Raw genomic sequence first — 14,735 nt, 5'->3', positions numbered from 1 at the left:
CCGTCTGAAACATCTTTTCAGACGGCCTTTCTAGTTTATTGGGCTTTGCCCTGATAGGTGATTTGTTTCAGCGTCTCTTCTTGGTACAAGTCGCTGATGGGGACGGTATAGAAGAATTCGTTGCTGCGGACAAAGCGGTTGACCAAGTCTTTGTCGAGATGGAGGACGTGGTGCCGCAGTTTGTTTAAGCCTTTGAATATCATGGTACTCCAACGCATATAGCCGTCTGAATTGGGGCGGATGTCGTTCATGGCATCAAGGGCGAGAAGTTTGCGGTTTTGTTCCTCTTTGTCCAAAGGATGGGAATGGATGCTTTGGAAGTAGAACGGTTGCTCGGAGGGCGGCGGCAGGCTGAGGGAAGACCCTACTTTGCCAATAGGGAAGTCGTCGCTCAGATAATGTATGGTGTGCAAAAACAGATTGCCGCGGCGGTAATCGATTTTACGCAGGGCTTCGATGGCGGCCAGAGCAGTATGTTGGTGGTCGGGATGCACATCAATATTGGGAGACGGCGTCACGATAATATCCGGCTGGAACGTTTCTATCAGATAGCCAAGGTTGTCCACCAAGCTGTTCCAAGTCGAGCCGGGCTTGAGATGTTTCGCCAATGGGGAGGTATTGGCACTGCGGAAAATATCGACATCGGTTGTATCGATTTTGGTCGATTTAATCTCTTTTTCCGGATTTTGGCGCATGGCGGTCAATGTGCTGTCGAAGTAGCCCAGTTGCAGGATGTTTTCAGACGGCACGCCGGCCAAAAGGGGAACGGTCAGGCTGTTCCAAACGCGCATCCGGCCTTTTTGCAGATATTGTGCCTGGGTGTCGAAGTCGCATGTGCTGTAAAGATTACCATAGTGGAAGCTGCCGCCTTCGCTGGCAGTTAAGGTGCAGATCATTGAATTGGCGGCGTGTTTTTCGTACAAACCGTATGCGCTTAATTCGGCATCGTCAGCATGAGGCGCGAGGACAAGGATTTTTTTGCCGTCTAGGTTTTCACGCGGATAAACAGAGAGTTCGATTTCTTGGTCGGGCAAAGTTAGGTATTTGCCTTCCAGGCGGATGGTTTTGTCGCTGTCGGAGAAGGTGTCGCTCAGATTGATATAGCGCACGCCTTTTGCGCCGTATTCGAAATATTGCTTCCATTTGCCTTTAGATGAAATGGTTTCCACAAAAGGCAATACCAGCAATCCTGCCCAAGTGTATTTGATGCGGATTTTGGCAATAACGGTATCTTGCCCGCGGATAGTGGCGGGCAAAGTCAGGTTGCCACCCTTGAGGGTAGCATGCGCGGTAGAGGGGAGGGAGGGATAGTTATAGTCTTGGTATGTGTTGTAGGCAAACTGTTTTTTATGAATAATTGAAGTAATAATAAACAAAGAAACAAAAAAAGTCAGTATCAGCCCCGTCAGTATCAGAAACATTGTCAGGTTCCTTTATTGTATAACAGCTATGATATTGCTTGCGAAGACTATTTGTTTGTTTTTATTACAAACGGTTAATTTTCACACTCTAACGTCATTAAAGTAAACGTTTAAAATAAAACAGTTTGCGGTTGATTATATATATAAACGACCAAAATGTAGAAAGGCCGTCTGAAAAATTTGAAAGAAATTTCAAATTTTTCAGACGGCCTTGATATTTTAAAGGTTAAGCCGGTAAATTATGCTTCTTTTGTTTCAACTGCTTTCTGACGCAGGCGCAAGCTCAATTCGCGCAACTGTTTGTCGTCCACCGCATTTGGCGCGTTGGTCAACAGGCATTGGGCGCGTTGGGTTTTCGGGAAGGCAATCACGTCGCGGATGGACTCGGCGCCGGTCATTAGCGTAACCAGACGGTCAAGGCCGAATGCCAAACCGCCGTGCGGAGGCGCGCCGAATTTCAGGTTGTCCAAGAGGAAGCCGAATTTTTCCTGTTGCTCTTCGGGGCTGATTTTCAGTGCGGCGAACACTTTTTCCTGTACGTCGGCACGGTGGATACGGATGGAACCGCCGCCGATTTCCCAGCCGTTCAACACCATATCGTAGGCGCGTGCCAGGCAGTTTGCCGGGTCGGAAACCATCAGATCTTCGTGACCTTCTTTAGGCGCGGTAAACGGATGGTGTACGGCAACGTAGCGGTCGGCTTCTTCGTCGTATTCGAACATCGGGAAATCGACGACCCACAAAGGTTTCCATTCGTCCACGAAGTAGCCGTTTTCCGCGCCGTGTTCCAAACCGACTTTGATACGCAGCGCGCCGATGGCTTCGTTCACGACTTTGGCTTTGTCTGCGCCGAAGAAGATGATGTCGCCGTTTTGTGCGCCGGTACGTTCAATGATTTCTTTCAGGGCGTTTTCAGACAGGAATTTCACGATTGGAGATTGCAGACCGCTGTCTTCGCCGTTGGAAAGGTTGCTGACATCGTTCACTTTGATGTATGCCAAACCTTTCGCGCCGTAGATGCCGACAAATTTGGTATATTCGTCGATTTCTTTGCGGCTGAATTTCGCGCCGTTCGGTACGCGCAGGGCAACCACGCGGCCGCCTTTCATGTCGGCTGCGCCACGGAAGACTTTGAATTCTTCCGTTTTCATCAGGTCGGTCAGCTCGGTGAATTTCAGGTTGATGCGCATATCGGGTTTGTCGGAGCCGTAGTAGAACATGGCTTCGGCGTAAGGCATACGCGGGAAATCGCCCAAGTCCACGCCCAGCGCGTCTTGGAAGACTTGTTTTGCCATGCCTTCGGTGATGTCCATGATTTCATCCTCGTTCAAGAACGAGGTTTCCAAGTCGATTTGGGTGAATTCGGGCTGGCGGTCGGCGCGCAAGTCTTCGTCACGGAAGCACTTGGTGATTTGGTAGTAACGGTCGAAACCCGCCACCATTAACAGTTGTTTAAACAATTGAGGTGATTGCGGCAGCGCGAAGAATTCGCCCGGATGAACGCGGCTTGGTACGAGGTAGTCACGCGCGCCTTCCGGAGTGGAGCGGGTCAGCATCGGCGTTTCGATATCGATGAAGCCTTGTGCGTCCAAGTAGCGGCGAACGCCCATAGCCACTTGGTAACGCAGACGCAGGTTGCGTTGCATGGTAGGACGGCGCAAGTCGATAACGCGGTTGGTCAGGCGAACGTTTTCGCTGATGTTTTCATCGTCAATTTGGAACGGAGGCGTAGCGGCAGCGTTCAAGACTTCGATTTCTTTGGCAAGGATTTCGATTTTGCCGGAAATCATTTTGTCATTGGTTGTACCTTCTGGACGGTTGCGTACGCGGCCGGTAATGCTCAAAACGTATTCGTTGCGGGAAGAGTCGGCAGCGGCAAATGCTTCCGGAGTATCAGGGTCGATAACGACTTGAACGATGCCTTCGCGGTCGCGCAGGTCGATAAAAATCACACCGCCGTGGTCGCGTCGGCGGTGTACCCAGCCTTTGACGGTAACGGTTTGGTCTAAGTATTGCTCGCTGATAAGGCCGCAATAATTGGTACGCATAAAATCACCTTTTTATATTGTTCAATTTGAAAAAGAAGGAAAGGCCGTCTGAAAAAAGAAGACCTTAATTGTTGTGTTCGGTATCACCGTCTTCTGACGGCTTTTGGGCGGGTAGGGCTTTAACCGGTAAGTCGTCCGGCATCACCATGCCCAGTGAAATTACATATTTCAATGCCTGATCCACGCTCATGTCCAGCTCGCGAACATCGCTTTTTTTAACCATGATGTAATAGCCGCCGGTCGGGTTGGGCGTGGTTGGGACGTAAACGGAAATATAGTCGTCATCTTGCGGCAGGCTGCCTTTGAGTTTGGCGGGGATATGGCCGGAAACAAAGGCTATCGTCCAAATGCCCGGTTGCGGAAAGGGAACCAGTACGGGGGTTTTGAACGAGCGGCTGCTGTCGGAGAGCAGGGATTCGGAAACTTTTTTAACACTGGAGTAGATGGATTTGACGACGGGAATGCGTCCCAAAAGGCTGTCCCATGCGCCGAGAATCCGTCTGCCTAAAACGTTGGCGGCAAATACGCCGGTAACGAACAAGACAACGGTGGCGGCAACAATGCCCAAACCGGGTATGTTGAACCCCCAGAAATGCTGGGGTTGCCAGCTTTCCGGCAATAGGCTGATCAGTCTGTCGGCGGCGGATATGATGTAGGTCATCGCCCAGATGGTTACGGCAATCGGCAACCAAACCAGTACGCCTGTAATCAGGTATTTCTTTAAAGCCTTGGCGATTTTTCCGCTTTCGGCTGCGGCTTCTGTCATCTTTGTTTCATTCCGGCAAGTTTTGCCCAAACTTTGCATTATACGCGTTTGGGCGCTAGGAAACGAGTATTTTAAACGAATGGCTTGTTTTGTTTTATTGTTTCAGACGGCCGCCTTGATTGCAAAGGCCGTCTGAAACAATATGGGGGAATCAGATTCCGTCCCAGTCGTTGAACATCAGGCCGAAGCCGATGCCGTTTTGTTTGTGGTTGTAGTCAATCAGGCTTTCGCCGTAGCCGTGGAAACCGCGGACAACGCCTTTGAGTTTGCCTTTAAGTGGGAAGGTATAAGCAGCTTCAACGGCACCGCGTCCGCTTTTCGGGTTGTAACGCAGGACGGAATAAACATTTTGTTTGTCATTGAGGCGGTATTGGACTTTCAAGTCGCCGTAGCCCATGTATTTGTTGATGTCCGGATTGTCGTCGTCATCTCCTTTTTGATCGAAGGCGCGCATCCAAACTCTAGGCATAACGGTCAGCTTGCCCCATTCCATGCCGGCCATGGCATAAACGCGGTTCCATGATCGCGATTCCGGGCGGCTTTGACCGTTGGATTGGTGAACAAAACCTGCGCCGACCATACGCAGTTTGCCGCCGAAAGGCAGGTCTGCTTTAACGGGTTGGGTAATGAAGATTTCAGGCTCGTAGTCGGTATTGCGAAACGGTGCTGATTTGCGGCCTTGGTTAAAGATTTGCCAGTCGGATTTTTGGGTGTAGCCAAACCATACGTCGGCACGGGTTTTGAATAAATCTTCGGCAATCTTGCTTTTGAAGGAAACTTGCATTTTGGTTTCGAGGCGTTTCTGCTCGCTGAATTTTTCCTGCGTGGTTACGCCGCGACTGGGGGATTCCGGGTGGTAGTTGGGGCTGCTGTTGTACCAAACGGGCATGAGGTACATAGGGTTGTGCTCGCGTACGCTCAACAGGCCGCGTGTGTCGTTTTTATCCAAATCGTACATCAGGCTTAAAGGCGTGTAGCTGTCGGCAGTTTCGCTTAATACGTCGTCTGAAATATTCGGATGGGTAGGGTTGTCGAATACGATGGCCGCTTCTTTTTTCTCAATGCTCTTGCGGATGCTTTGTTCGAGGTCAACCGGTGTTTTGGCGGTTTCGGTTTGCGCTTGTGGCAGTGGGGATTGAGGGGGGAGTTGCGCCGAGTAGATGTTGTCGTAACACGCCAAACGGGTGGCATTGTCTTGGATGGTGGTGCAGTGTAGGGCGGTATTGGCGGCGGCCAGTGGGGCGGCGGCAATGAATCCGATACTTAGGGAATGTTTCAACATCTTGTTCATGAGAGTTTCCGTTGTTTTTCAGACGGCCTGATGAAAGGGTAAATGGTTTTATTTAGTCGGTTTGGACTGTGGATACGGCAATGCCCCTGAAAGGCAAGACCTCAGGGGCATCGTATCAGCTCGATTATCCTGCTTTGGTTGTCAGGATTTCCGACATCTGCGTCAGTATTAAGCCAAAGCTTTTACTTTAGCAGACAGACGGCTTTTATGACGGGCTGCTTTGTTTTTGTGGAATACGCCTTTGTCAGCGATACGGTCGATGACTTTAACGGATTCTTGGTAAACTGCTTGAGCAGCAGCTTTGTCGCCGGCTTCAACTGCTTTCAACACTTTTTTCACAGCGGTACGGAATGCAGTACGCAGGCTGGCGTTGTGGGCGCGTTGTTTAACCGACTGGCGGGCACGTTTGCGGGCTTGTGCGCTGTTTGCCATATTGAATATCTCCTGAAAAATAAATTCTGTAAACGCGCAATTTTAAAGACAGATTTCCTTGTGTGCAAGCTTTTTCTCTATAAACGCGCGCAAATCAGCCGTATTTTGCCCAAAAACGACAGCCGGTGCAACGCTTTTGGGAAAAAGATGATGTTGCTTTGCCTTATTTCAATAAAAATCAGATGGATATTGCTTTTCGTTTGCTTACGTTTCCATTACAATAGCCTAACTCTGCGCCGGGGTGTTTATGGGGTGCAGGGTTTCTTATTTATTGACATTAACCACTCTTTCATCAGGAATCTACCCGTATGAAAAAATCTGTATTAGCCGTATTGGCCGCATTGTCTTTGGCCGCGTGCGGCGGTGGCGAGAAAAAAGCCGAGCAACCTCAAGCAGGCAGCGCGCCTGCTGCCAATGCCGAGACAGCCGCTACCGATACTTTGAATATTTACAACTGGTCAAACTACGTTGACGAAAGTACAGTCGAAGACTTCAAAAAAGCCAACAATTTGAAGCTGACTTACGATTTGTATGAAAACAACGAAACGCTGGAAGCCAAAATGCTGACCGGCAAATCCGGCTATGACTTGGTTGTGCCCGGTATTGCCTTCCTGCCGCGCCAAATTGAGGCAGGTGCATACCAAAAAATCAATAAGGATCTGATTCCGAACTATAAAAACATCGACCCTGAATTGCTGAAGATGTTGGAAACCGCCGACCCGGGCAATCAATACGCCGTGCCTTACTTCTCCGGCGTGAACACTTTGGCGATTACGGCGAAGGGTAAAGAGCTTTTGGGCGGCAAGCTGCCTGAAAACGGCTGGGATTTGCTGTTCAAACCTGAATACACCAACAAGCTAAAATCTTGCGGCATCGCTTTGTGGGATACCCCTAGCGAAATGTTCCCAATCTTGTTGAACTACTTGGGTAAAGATCCTAAAGGCTCGAATCCTGAAGATTTGAAAGCGGCGGCGGAAGTTTTGAAAACCATCCGTCCTGACGTGAAACGTTTCAGCCCTTCCATCATTGACGAATTGGCGCGCGGCGACATCTGCTTGGCGGCAGGTAACGGCGGCGACTTGAACTTGGCCAAAGCGCGTTCTGAAGAAGTGAAAAACAATGTCGGCATCGAAGTGTTGACTCCGAAAGGCATGGGCTTCTGGATTGAATCTTGGCTGATTCCGGCCGATGCGAAAAACGTCGTCAATGCCCACAAGTACATCAACTACACGCTGGATCCCGAAGTGGCTGCGAAAAACGGTATCGCCGTAACCTTCGCGCCGGCCAGCAAACCTGCACGCGAAAAAATGCCTGCCGAGTTGGTGAACACACGTTCTATTTTCCCGAACGAGCAAGATATGAAAGACGGTTTCGTCATGCCTCAAATGAGCGCAGATGCGAAAAAACTGTCTGTCAACTTGTGGCAAAAAATCAAAGTCGGTTCAAATTAATTTTGAGCTGATTGTTTGAAGCGAAGGCCGTCTGAAATTTTTCAGACGGCCTTTTTTGATGTCCCAATCTTTATCGTTTCAAAGCCAAAGTCAATACGCCTGCGGTTACCAAGCCTAAGCCTATCCACTCCTGCGTGCTTGGGCGTTCGTCTAAGAAAACAACGGCCATCAGGGCGACCAAGACCAGGCTGAATTTGTCGACGGGTGCGACTTGCGAGGCGTTGCCCAGTTGCAGGGCTTTGAAGTAGGCGAGCCAAGAGGCGCCGGTGGCGAGGCCGGATAGGATGAGGAATGTCCAGTTACGGCCGGTAAAGCCGTTCACGCCCTGCCATTTGCCGGTGTAGGTTAAAAACAATACCAAAGCGGCGAGGATGACCAAGGTGCGGATAAAGGTGGCGAAATCCGAATCTATGCCCTGTAAACCCATTTTGGCGAAAATGGCGGTCAATGAGGCGAAGCCTGCCGATGCCAATGCCCAAAACAGCCATGCGTTGCTGCTCATGTTTTATTCCTTTGTTTTAAATTGTTGACAATATGAATCCGCTTGTTGATGAAATATCGAAATTTTCACTGCGGTTTGTCTTTGGAAAACGCTATAATAGAACTAATATTCTTTTTCTTCCAGCTGTCTTTAATTGTATTGTTTCAGACGGCCTTTCCCTCTCTCAATAAAGGAAAATCATGAGCTTCAAAACCGATGCTGAAATTGCCCAGTCTTCCACCATGCGCCCGATTGGTGAAATTGCCGCCAAGCTGGGTTTGAACGTTGACAACATTGAGCCCTATGGTCATTACAAAGCCAAAATCAATCCTGCCGAAGCATTCAAGCTGCCTCAAAAACAAGGCCGTCTGATTTTGGTTACCGCCATTAATCCGACTCCTGCGGGTGAGGGTAAAACCACTGTAACCATTGGTTTGGCGGACGCGTTGCGCCATATCGGCAAAGACGCCGTTATCGCCCTGCGCGAACCTTCTTTGGGGCCTGTGTTCGGCGTCAAAGGCGGCGCGGCGGGCGGCGGCTATGCCCAAGTTTTGCCGATGGAAGACATCAACCTGCACTTTACCGGCGACTTTCACGCCATTGGTGCGGCGAATAACTTGCTTGCCGCCATGCTCGACAACCATATCTACCAAGGCAACGAGTTGAACATCGATCCAAAACGCGTACTGTGGCGTCGCGTGGTTGATATGAATGACCGTCAGTTGCGCAACATCATCGACGGCATGGGCAAACCTGTTGACGGCGTGATGCGTCCTGACGGTTTCGACATTACCGTTGCTTCCGAAGTGATGGCGGTATTCTGTCTTGCCAAAGACATCAGCGATTTGAAAGAGCGTTTGGGCAACATCCTTGTCGCCTACGCCAAAGACGGCAGCCCTGTTTATGCCAAAGATTTGAAAGCGAATGGCGCGATGGCGGCATTGCTCAAAGATGCGATTAAACCTAATTTGGTACAAACCATCGAAGGCACTCCGGCATTTGTACACGGCGGTCCGTTCGCCAACATCGCCCACGGCTGTAACTCTGTAACTGCCACCCGTTTGGCGAAACACCTTGCCGATTATGCCGTAACCGAAGCAGGCTTCGGCGCGGATTTGGGTGCGGAAAAATTCTGCGACATCAAATGCCGTTTGGCGGATTTGAAACCTGATGCGGCTGTTGTCGTGGCCACTGTCCGCGCTTTGAAATACAACGGCGGCGTGGAACGTGCCAACCTTGGCGAAGAAAACCTCGACGCTTTGGCAAAAGGCCTGCCTAATCTGCTGAAACACATTTCCAACCTGAAAAACGTATTCGGCCTGCCTGTGGTGGTTGCCATCAACCGCTTCGTGTCCGACTCCGATGCCGAGTTGGCCATGATTGAAAAAGCTTGTGCGGAACACGGCGTTGAAGTTTCCCTGACCGAAGTATGGGGCAAAGGTGGCGCGGGTGGTGCAGATTTGGCGCACAAAGTCGTCAATGCCATCGAAAACCAACCGAATAACTTCAGCTTTGCCTACGATGTCGAGTTGAGCATTAAAGACAAAATCCGTGCGATTGCCCAAAAAGTGTACGGCGCGGAAGATGTCGATTTCAGCGCGGAAGCGTCTGCCGAAATCACTTCACTGGAAAAACTGGGCTTGGACAAAATGCCGGTCTGCATGGCGAAAACCCAATATTCTTTGAGCGACAACGCCAAACTCTTGGGCTGCCCTGAAGGCTTCCGCATTACCGTGCGCGGCATTACCGTTTCTTCTGGTGCTGGTTTCATCGTTGCGTTGTGTGGCAATATGATGAAAATGCCGGGTCTGCCGAAAGTTCCGGCTGCCGAAAAAATCGATGTGGACGCAGAAGGCGTGATTCACGGCTTGTTCTGATTTAGATTGAAATTGAAATAGATAAAGGCCGTCTGAAACCTTGGTTTCAGACGGCCTTTTATGATTTAAGTGAATTTCAACCGGCTTTTTAAGAGATTGAAGAAATTGTCTATCATGCCGAACATTGTATTGCGGTCTTCGCCAAACAAGGAAATGCTGCGGTCTTTGCTGATTCTGTCATAAGCGGCAAAAATGGTTTTCAGCTCTTCAGTGGTTAAACGCAGTTGCTTTTCATGCAAGATTCGGCTTAAGAGGGTGACTTCTACTGGGTTTAATTCAGGGAAAAGGTGGCTGAACCACAATTCCATGGTGTATTGGACGGATCTGTTGATTTTGTCTCTTTTTTGCTTTCTTGAGTTGTGTGTATCCTGTATGACAACAAAGACTCGGGCAGGTTGGCAAAGGTTTTGCCATGTAGGGCGCATTGCACCCACATATGGAAATCGGGCGCGGTTTCTGTCGCGGTGTAGTTTATCTCAAGGTTTTTAATGCTGTCGTGCCGCCACATGGTGGTGGGGTTGAACATGTTTTGAGCGGCAAAGGAGAGAAAGGCTTTAATGTCTTTGTCGAGCAGGGGAAGGTCGCTTAAAACGGGTTCTCTTCCGGTTTGGTCATCGAAAAAGATGGTGGCTTGGCTGCCGACAATATCAATTTCGAGATGGCTGTCTAAAAACTGAATCTGTTTTTCAAAACGATCCAAGGCGCAAATATCGTCCGCATCCATTCGTGCCACATATTCGACCTCTACGTCTTTGAGCATATCCATGGCAAATTGGCAGGCAAACGGCTCACCCCCTGTTTTCCGGAAGATGGAAAACCTGCAAACGTGAATCTTTAGCTGCGTAAGCCTCGAGGATTTCGCCGGTTTTGTCTGTTGAAGCATCGTTGATGGCGATGACGAAAAAGTCGCGGAATGTTTGATTCAATACCGAATCCAAACATTCGGGCAAATAAGCTTCGGCGCAATAGGCCGGCAAAATAACGGCGAGTTTCATGTTTGCTTTCGATGTGTTTTGATGTGTGGTCGGTGGAAGATTTTACTATAAATTTCCCCAAAGCTAAGGCCGTCTGAAACCTTATTTTCAAGTTTTCAGACGGCCTTAGTGTGAATCCGATATACGGATTATTTAATGATTTGGTTCAATTCGCCTTTGGCGTATTTGGTTGCCATTTTTTCCAAAGAAATCGGTTTGATTTTGCCGGCTTGGCCTTCGCAACCGAATGCGAGGTAGCGGTCAAGACAGATTTGTTTCATGGCTTCGACGGTTTTGCTCAAGTATTTGCGCGGGTCGAATTCGGATGGGTTTTCTGCCATGAAGCGGCGGATGGCACCGGTAGAGGCGAGGCGCAAGTCGGTATCGATGTTGACTTTGCGCACGCCGTGTTTGATGCCTTCGACGATTTCTTCAACCGGTACGCCGTAGGTTTCACCGATTTTGCCGCCGTGTTCGTTGATGACTTTCAGCCATTCTTGCGGAACGGAGCTGGAGCCGTGCATCACGATGTGGGTGTTCGGCAGGGCTTGGTGGATTTCTTTGATGCGGTCGATACGCAATACATCGCCTGTGGGCGGACGGGTAAATTTGTATGCGCCGTGGCTGGTGCCGACGGCAATAGCCAATGCGTCAACGCCGGTATCTTTAACGAAACGTACGGCATCTTCAACGCTGGTCAGCATTTGGTCGTGGGAAAGTTTGCCCACTGCGCCTACGCCATCTTCCTCACCGGCTTCACCGGTTTCCAGGTTGCCCAATACGCCGATTTCGCCTTCAACGGACACGCCGCAAGCGTGGGAGAAGTTAACTACGGTACGGGTGGCGTTGACGTTGTATTCGTAAGAAGAAGGGGTTTTGCCGTCTTCCATCAGCGAGCCGTCCATCATTACAGAGGAGAAGCCCAGTTGGATGGAGCGTTGGCACACATCAGGAGATGCGCCGTGGTCTTGGTGCATTACCACAGGGATGTGCGGGAATTCTTCGACTGCTGCCAAAATCAGATGGCGCAGGAATGGGGCACCTGCGTATTTGCGTGCGCCTGCGGATGCTTGAACGATAACGGGGGCATTGACTTGGTCGGCCGCCTCCATGATGGCGCGCATCTGTTCGAGGTTATTAACGTTGAATGCGGGCAGACCGTAGCTGTTTTCGGCTGCATGGTCCAATAATTGGCGCATGGATACGAGTGCCATGAGGAGCTCCTGAGGTAGTGAAGGGTAAATTTATCCGATAAATTATAATGTTTTTTGAAATGAAAGACTACAAGCTGTTACATTGTTTTTATATATTAACGAACAGGGTCTCGGCTTATAATGGCATAGTATTGAAAACGGGTGTGCAAAATGGATAGGATTTCGGTGGCTGAGTGTGATAAGCCTTTGTTTCAGACGGCCTTGACGGTGCAGGTGGGCGATGTGAACTATGGCGGCCATCTGGCGAACGATGCGGTGTTGCGTTTGTGCCATGAAGTGCGGATGCGTTGGCTTACGGCGTTGGGTTGGAGCGAAATGGATGCCGGAGGGGCGGGCCTGATTATGGCGGATGCGGCGGTACAGTATTTGGCGCAAGGTCATCATGGCGATGAGCTGTCGGTAGAAATGGGGGCGGCGGGCATGGCTGGAGTGGGCTTTTCTTTGCTGTACCGTATCCGCAGGATTTCAGACGGCCTTGTGCTGGCGAAAGTGCAGACAGGCATGGTGTGTTTCGATTATGGCAAGCAACGTGTCTGCCGTTTGCCTTTGGCATTGAAAACGGCATTGGAGGCCGTCTGAAATGGCGGAATCAAACCATTTTGCGCTTCATCTTGAACGCTATCTGAAAACCTTGCTGCAACAAGGCAAGTCGGAGCATACCGTTTCTGCTTATCGGCGCGATTTGAGTGAGTTGATGCGCCTGTTGCCCGATAATCTTGAAAACGGCCTGCCGACGCGTCGTGATTTTGTAGCGGTATTGAAAAAATTGTCGCAAAAGGGCTTGAGCGAAAGCAGCTTGGCGCGGAAATTGTCGGTGTGGCGGCAGTATTGCAGTTGGCTGGTGCAGATAGAAGTCATGGAAAGCGACCCGACATTTAATATGAAAGCGCCGCGCCTGCCCGAACGCCTGCCCAAAGCGCTGCCGCAAGAACCTTTAAACCATATTCTCGACCATGCGCCTGTTGATGACGAATTGGACGTGCGCGATAAGGCCATGTTTGAATTGATGTATGGCAGCGGTTTGCGCCTGAGCGAGATACAAGGTTTGAATCTGGACGGTATCGTCTTGGACGAAGGCTGGGTCAGTGTGAAGGGTAAAGGCGGCAAGCAACGGCAAGTGCCTTTAGTGGCTAAAAGCATTGCGGCATTGCGCGATTATTTGGCAGTGCGTATTGCCAAAGAGGGCGAACAGGCCTTGTTTACCAATAAGAACGGCGGCAGACTGGGGCAACGTCAAATCCAAAAACGCCTGCAGGCGTGGGCGGTGCGCGTGGGCAGTGCCAGCCATATTTCACCGCACATGATGCGCCACAGCTATGCAACCCATCTTTTGCAGGCATCGGGCGATATCCGTGCCGTGCAGGAATTGTTGGGACACAGCAATCTTTCCGCTACGCAAGTTTATACAAAGCTGGATTTCGACCATTTGGCGCGTGTTTATGATGAAGCGCACCCAAGGGCGAAGCGGAAAAAATAATTTTGTTTGAGTCAGGCCGTCTGAAAGAATGTTTTCAGACGGCCTGATGTTTTATGGATAAAAAATACAGATGGTTTGAAACTATTTGAATTTTTATCGGTCTGATGAGGTTTCAATATCGGTCTGATGTGCGGATGGCATAAAGATTGTAAGAGGCGATGGCTTTTACAATACCGTTTATCTTTTCAGACGACCGCTTGTTTGATAATATTAGTAATGAGAGCTAATATCATATTATGATATGCAGCCTTTAAAACAGCAGGTCTATAACTTTCTATATAAGCATTAATGCTTATTTTGACTGTAAAACGACTTGCAAACGGGAATTGTTGCTATTAACATAACGGAATTATGGATAAAAAACGAATTTTAACTCCAGCCGTCGTGACTTCCGTTGCGTTGATTCACGTCGGCTTGGTTGCACTTTTATGGCATGCGCACAAACCGCCTCCTGTCGAAATGGCGAATATTGAATTTGTCGATTTGGGTGATTTTGGCGGTGGCGACGGCAGCCCTGAAGGTGAAGGCGCACCTGCCGCCCCCGAGCCTACCCCCGAACAACCGAAACCTGAGCCGAAACCCAAACCTAAGCCTGTCGAGCCGCCCAAACCTGTTATCAAACCTGTGGTAACGAAAAAAGAAAAAGCGGATATCGTACAGCAAAAGGAAAAACCGAAACCTATCGAGAAACCTGAACCAAAACCCGAGCCTAAGCCGGAACCCAAACCAGAGCCGAAGCCCGAGCCAAAACCTGAACCAAAACCAGAGCCGAAGGCAGAACCTAAACCATCTCCCAAAGCATCTGAATACTCAGGCAGCAAAACCGGACCGAATACTGCGGAAAACGGTAAAGGCAACGGCGAAGGCAAAGCCTTGGGCGGAGAAGGAAAAGGCAACGGCGGCGGTACGAAAGGTACAGGTAGCGGCCGTGGCGAAGGCAGCGGATCCGGCAGCGGCGGTGCGAAAGGCGAACATGGTTCCGGTACCGGTGGTGGAGGTGGTGGCAGCGGTACAGGTGCCGGCAGCAGTAAAGGCAATCCTGCAAAAGGAACCTGCCATATTCCAAGACCTCCGTATCCTTCACTATCCACTGAAAATGGTGAAGAGGGCTTGGTTGTTTTGAAAGTCTTGGTTGGTCCCGGCGGTAAAGTGGATTCAATCAGTGTGAATAAATCAAGTGGTTATAGTCGTCTGGATAATGCAGCGCGTAAAGCCGTTAAAGATGGTAGCTGTAATGCAAGCGTTTGGACTGAATTTAAAGTACCTGTCAAATTCACGCTCGAATAAGTATCTAGGCCTAAGC

At 49.9% G+C, this 14,735-nt stretch carries 15 protein-coding genes; 5 read left to right on the top strand and 10 right to left on the bottom strand.

Going from position 1 to position 14,735, the window contains the following annotated elements; translation table 11 throughout:
- Positions 1-35 precede the first annotated feature (35 nt).
- The 5 genes from HMPREF3052_RS03000 to rpsT all read right to left on the bottom strand — a co-directional run bounded on the left by HMPREF3052_RS03000 (position 36) and on the right by rpsT (position 5,958).
- A complete protein-coding gene (locus HMPREF3052_RS03000; protein ID WP_070748430.1) occupies positions 36-1,421 on the bottom strand; it encodes a PIG-L deacetylase family protein in 1,386 nt (461 codons plus the stop codon).
- A 239-nt stretch (positions 1,422-1,660) separates the two neighbouring features.
- Positions 1,661-3,469 carry an aspartate--tRNA ligase gene (gene aspS / locus HMPREF3052_RS02995; RefSeq protein WP_070748428.1) on the bottom strand — a complete coding sequence of 603 codons (1,809 nt, stop codon included), beginning with the start codon at positions 3,467-3,469 and terminating at the stop codon, positions 1,661-1,663.
- A gap of 64 nt (positions 3,470-3,533) precedes the next feature.
- Complete coding sequence (locus tag HMPREF3052_RS02990) at positions 3,534-4,235, bottom strand: DUF502 domain-containing protein (protein WP_070748477.1); 702 nt, start codon at positions 4,233-4,235, stop codon at positions 3,534-3,536.
- Positions 4,236-4,386: 151 nt separating this feature from the next.
- Complete coding sequence (locus HMPREF3052_RS02985) at positions 4,387-5,526, bottom strand: phospholipase A (RefSeq protein ID WP_070748426.1); 1,140 nt, start codon at positions 5,524-5,526, stop codon at positions 4,387-4,389.
- 168 nt (positions 5,527-5,694) lie between these two features.
- Complete coding sequence (rpsT, locus tag HMPREF3052_RS02980) at positions 5,695-5,958, bottom strand: 30S ribosomal protein S20 (RefSeq protein WP_002212556.1); 264 nt, start codon at positions 5,956-5,958, stop codon at positions 5,695-5,697.
- A gap of 308 nt (positions 5,959-6,266) precedes the next feature.
- Between rpsT and HMPREF3052_RS02975 the strand changes: the two genes are divergently transcribed.
- Complete coding sequence (locus HMPREF3052_RS02975; RefSeq protein ID WP_070748424.1) at positions 6,267-7,409, top strand: extracellular solute-binding protein; 1,143 nt, start codon at positions 6,267-6,269, stop codon at positions 7,407-7,409.
- 70 nt (positions 7,410-7,479) lie between these two features.
- Here HMPREF3052_RS02975 and HMPREF3052_RS02970 read toward each other — a convergent pair whose 3' ends face one another.
- The gene (locus HMPREF3052_RS02970; RefSeq protein ID WP_003680126.1) at positions 7,480-7,911 is read right to left on the bottom strand and encodes an EamA family transporter; all 432 of its coding nucleotides are present in this window, start codon (positions 7,909-7,911) and stop codon (positions 7,480-7,482) included.
- A gap of 179 nt (positions 7,912-8,090) precedes the next feature.
- Here HMPREF3052_RS02970 and HMPREF3052_RS02965 point away from each other — a divergent pair, with 179 nt between their 5' ends.
- Positions 8,091-9,767, top strand: a complete 1,677-nt coding sequence (locus HMPREF3052_RS02965; protein ID WP_070748422.1) for a formate--tetrahydrofolate ligase — start codon at positions 8,091-8,093, stop codon at positions 9,765-9,767.
- Between the two features lie 65 nt (positions 9,768-9,832).
- Here HMPREF3052_RS02965 and HMPREF3052_RS12015 read toward each other — a convergent pair whose 3' ends face one another.
- The 4 genes from HMPREF3052_RS12015 to fba all read right to left on the bottom strand — a co-directional run bounded on the left by HMPREF3052_RS12015 (position 9,833) and on the right by fba (position 11,955).
- Positions 9,833-10,075: a hypothetical protein gene (locus tag HMPREF3052_RS12015; RefSeq protein WP_283126945.1), complete on the bottom strand. Its 243-nt coding sequence runs from the start codon at positions 10,073-10,075 to the stop codon at positions 9,833-9,835.
- Positions 10,039-10,533 carry a glycosyltransferase family protein gene (locus HMPREF3052_RS12010; RefSeq protein WP_003686806.1) on the bottom strand — a complete coding sequence of 165 codons (495 nt, stop codon included), beginning with the start codon at positions 10,531-10,533 and terminating at the stop codon, positions 10,039-10,041. Before HMPREF3052_RS12010 ends, HMPREF3052_RS12015 begins: the two co-directional genes overlap by 37 nt.
- A 22-nt stretch (positions 10,534-10,555) precedes the next feature.
- Positions 10,556-10,762 (bottom strand): glycosyltransferase family 2 protein, encoded by a 207-nt coding sequence (locus HMPREF3052_RS12005; RefSeq protein ID WP_003686781.1) that lies wholly within the window; start codon positions 10,760-10,762, stop codon positions 10,556-10,558.
- A gap of 128 nt (positions 10,763-10,890) precedes the next feature.
- Positions 10,891-11,955: a class II fructose-bisphosphate aldolase gene (fba, locus tag HMPREF3052_RS02955; RefSeq protein WP_070748419.1), complete on the bottom strand. Its 1,065-nt coding sequence runs from the start codon at positions 11,953-11,955 to the stop codon at positions 10,891-10,893.
- A 150-nt stretch (positions 11,956-12,105) separates the two neighbouring features.
- Between fba and HMPREF3052_RS02950 the strand changes: the two genes are divergently transcribed.
- From HMPREF3052_RS02950 to HMPREF3052_RS02940, 3 genes are all read left to right on the top strand, one after another.
- A complete protein-coding gene (locus HMPREF3052_RS02950; protein WP_070748417.1) occupies positions 12,106-12,534 on the top strand; it encodes an acyl-CoA thioesterase in 429 nt (142 codons plus the stop codon).
- A 1-nt stretch (position 12,535) separates the two neighbouring features.
- The gene (locus HMPREF3052_RS02945; RefSeq protein WP_070748415.1) at positions 12,536-13,432 is read left to right on the top strand and encodes a tyrosine recombinase XerC; all 897 of its coding nucleotides are present in this window, start codon (positions 12,536-12,538) and stop codon (positions 13,430-13,432) included.
- Positions 13,433-13,783: 351 nt separating this feature from the next.
- Positions 13,784-14,719 carry an energy transducer TonB gene (locus tag HMPREF3052_RS02940; RefSeq protein WP_070748413.1) on the top strand — a complete coding sequence of 312 codons (936 nt, stop codon included), beginning with the start codon at positions 13,784-13,786 and terminating at the stop codon, positions 14,717-14,719.
- The last annotated feature ends 16 nt before the right edge of the window (positions 14,720-14,735 follow it).

The organism is Neisseria sp. HMSC056A03, from assembly GCF_001815685.1.
Lineage (GTDB): Bacteria > Pseudomonadota > Gammaproteobacteria > Burkholderiales > Neisseriaceae > Neisseria > Neisseria subflava.
Note: the sequence above shows the minus strand (reverse complement) of the source record. Positions and strands in the feature narration are given on the sequence as shown.

Excerpts from the sequence above, each read along its gene's own strand:
- HMPREF3052_RS03000 (WP_070748430.1), bottom strand. The coding sequence starts at position 1,421 with ATGTTTCTGATACTGACGGGGCTGATACTGACTTTTTTTGTTTCTTTG.
- aspS (WP_070748428.1), bottom strand. The coding sequence starts at position 3,469 with ATGCGTACCAATTATTGCGGCCTTATCAGCGAGCAATACTTAGACCAA.
- HMPREF3052_RS02990 (WP_070748477.1), bottom strand. The coding sequence starts at position 4,235 with ATGACAGAAGCCGCAGCCGAAAGCGGAAAAATCGCCAAGGCTTTAAAG.
- HMPREF3052_RS02985 (WP_070748426.1), bottom strand. The coding sequence starts at position 5,526 with ATGAACAAGATGTTGAAACATTCCCTAAGTATCGGATTCATTGCCGCC.
- rpsT (WP_002212556.1), bottom strand. The coding sequence starts at position 5,958 with ATGGCAAACAGCGCACAAGCCCGCAAACGTGCCCGCCAGTCGGTTAAA.
- HMPREF3052_RS02975 (WP_070748424.1), top strand. The coding sequence starts at position 6,267 with ATGAAAAAATCTGTATTAGCCGTATTGGCCGCATTGTCTTTGGCCGCG.
- HMPREF3052_RS02970 (WP_003680126.1), bottom strand. The coding sequence starts at position 7,911 with ATGAGCAGCAACGCATGGCTGTTTTGGGCATTGGCATCGGCAGGCTTC.
- HMPREF3052_RS02965 (WP_070748422.1), top strand. The coding sequence starts at position 8,091 with ATGAGCTTCAAAACCGATGCTGAAATTGCCCAGTCTTCCACCATGCGC.
- HMPREF3052_RS12015 (WP_283126945.1), bottom strand. The coding sequence starts at position 10,075 with ATGGAATTGTGGTTCAGCCACCTTTTCCCTGAATTAAACCCAGTAGAA.
- HMPREF3052_RS12010 (WP_003686806.1), bottom strand. The coding sequence starts at position 10,533 with ATGGATATGCTCAAAGACGTAGAGGTCGAATATGTGGCACGAATGGAT.
- HMPREF3052_RS12005 (WP_003686781.1), bottom strand. The coding sequence starts at position 10,762 with ATGAAACTCGCCGTTATTTTGCCGGCCTATTGCGCCGAAGCTTATTTG.
- fba (WP_070748419.1), bottom strand. The coding sequence starts at position 11,955 with ATGGCACTCGTATCCATGCGCCAATTATTGGACCATGCAGCCGAAAAC.
- HMPREF3052_RS02950 (WP_070748417.1), top strand. The coding sequence starts at position 12,106 with ATGGATAGGATTTCGGTGGCTGAGTGTGATAAGCCTTTGTTTCAGACG.
- HMPREF3052_RS02945 (WP_070748415.1), top strand. The coding sequence starts at position 12,536 with ATGGCGGAATCAAACCATTTTGCGCTTCATCTTGAACGCTATCTGAAA.
- HMPREF3052_RS02940 (WP_070748413.1), top strand. The coding sequence starts at position 13,784 with ATGGATAAAAAACGAATTTTAACTCCAGCCGTCGTGACTTCCGTTGCG.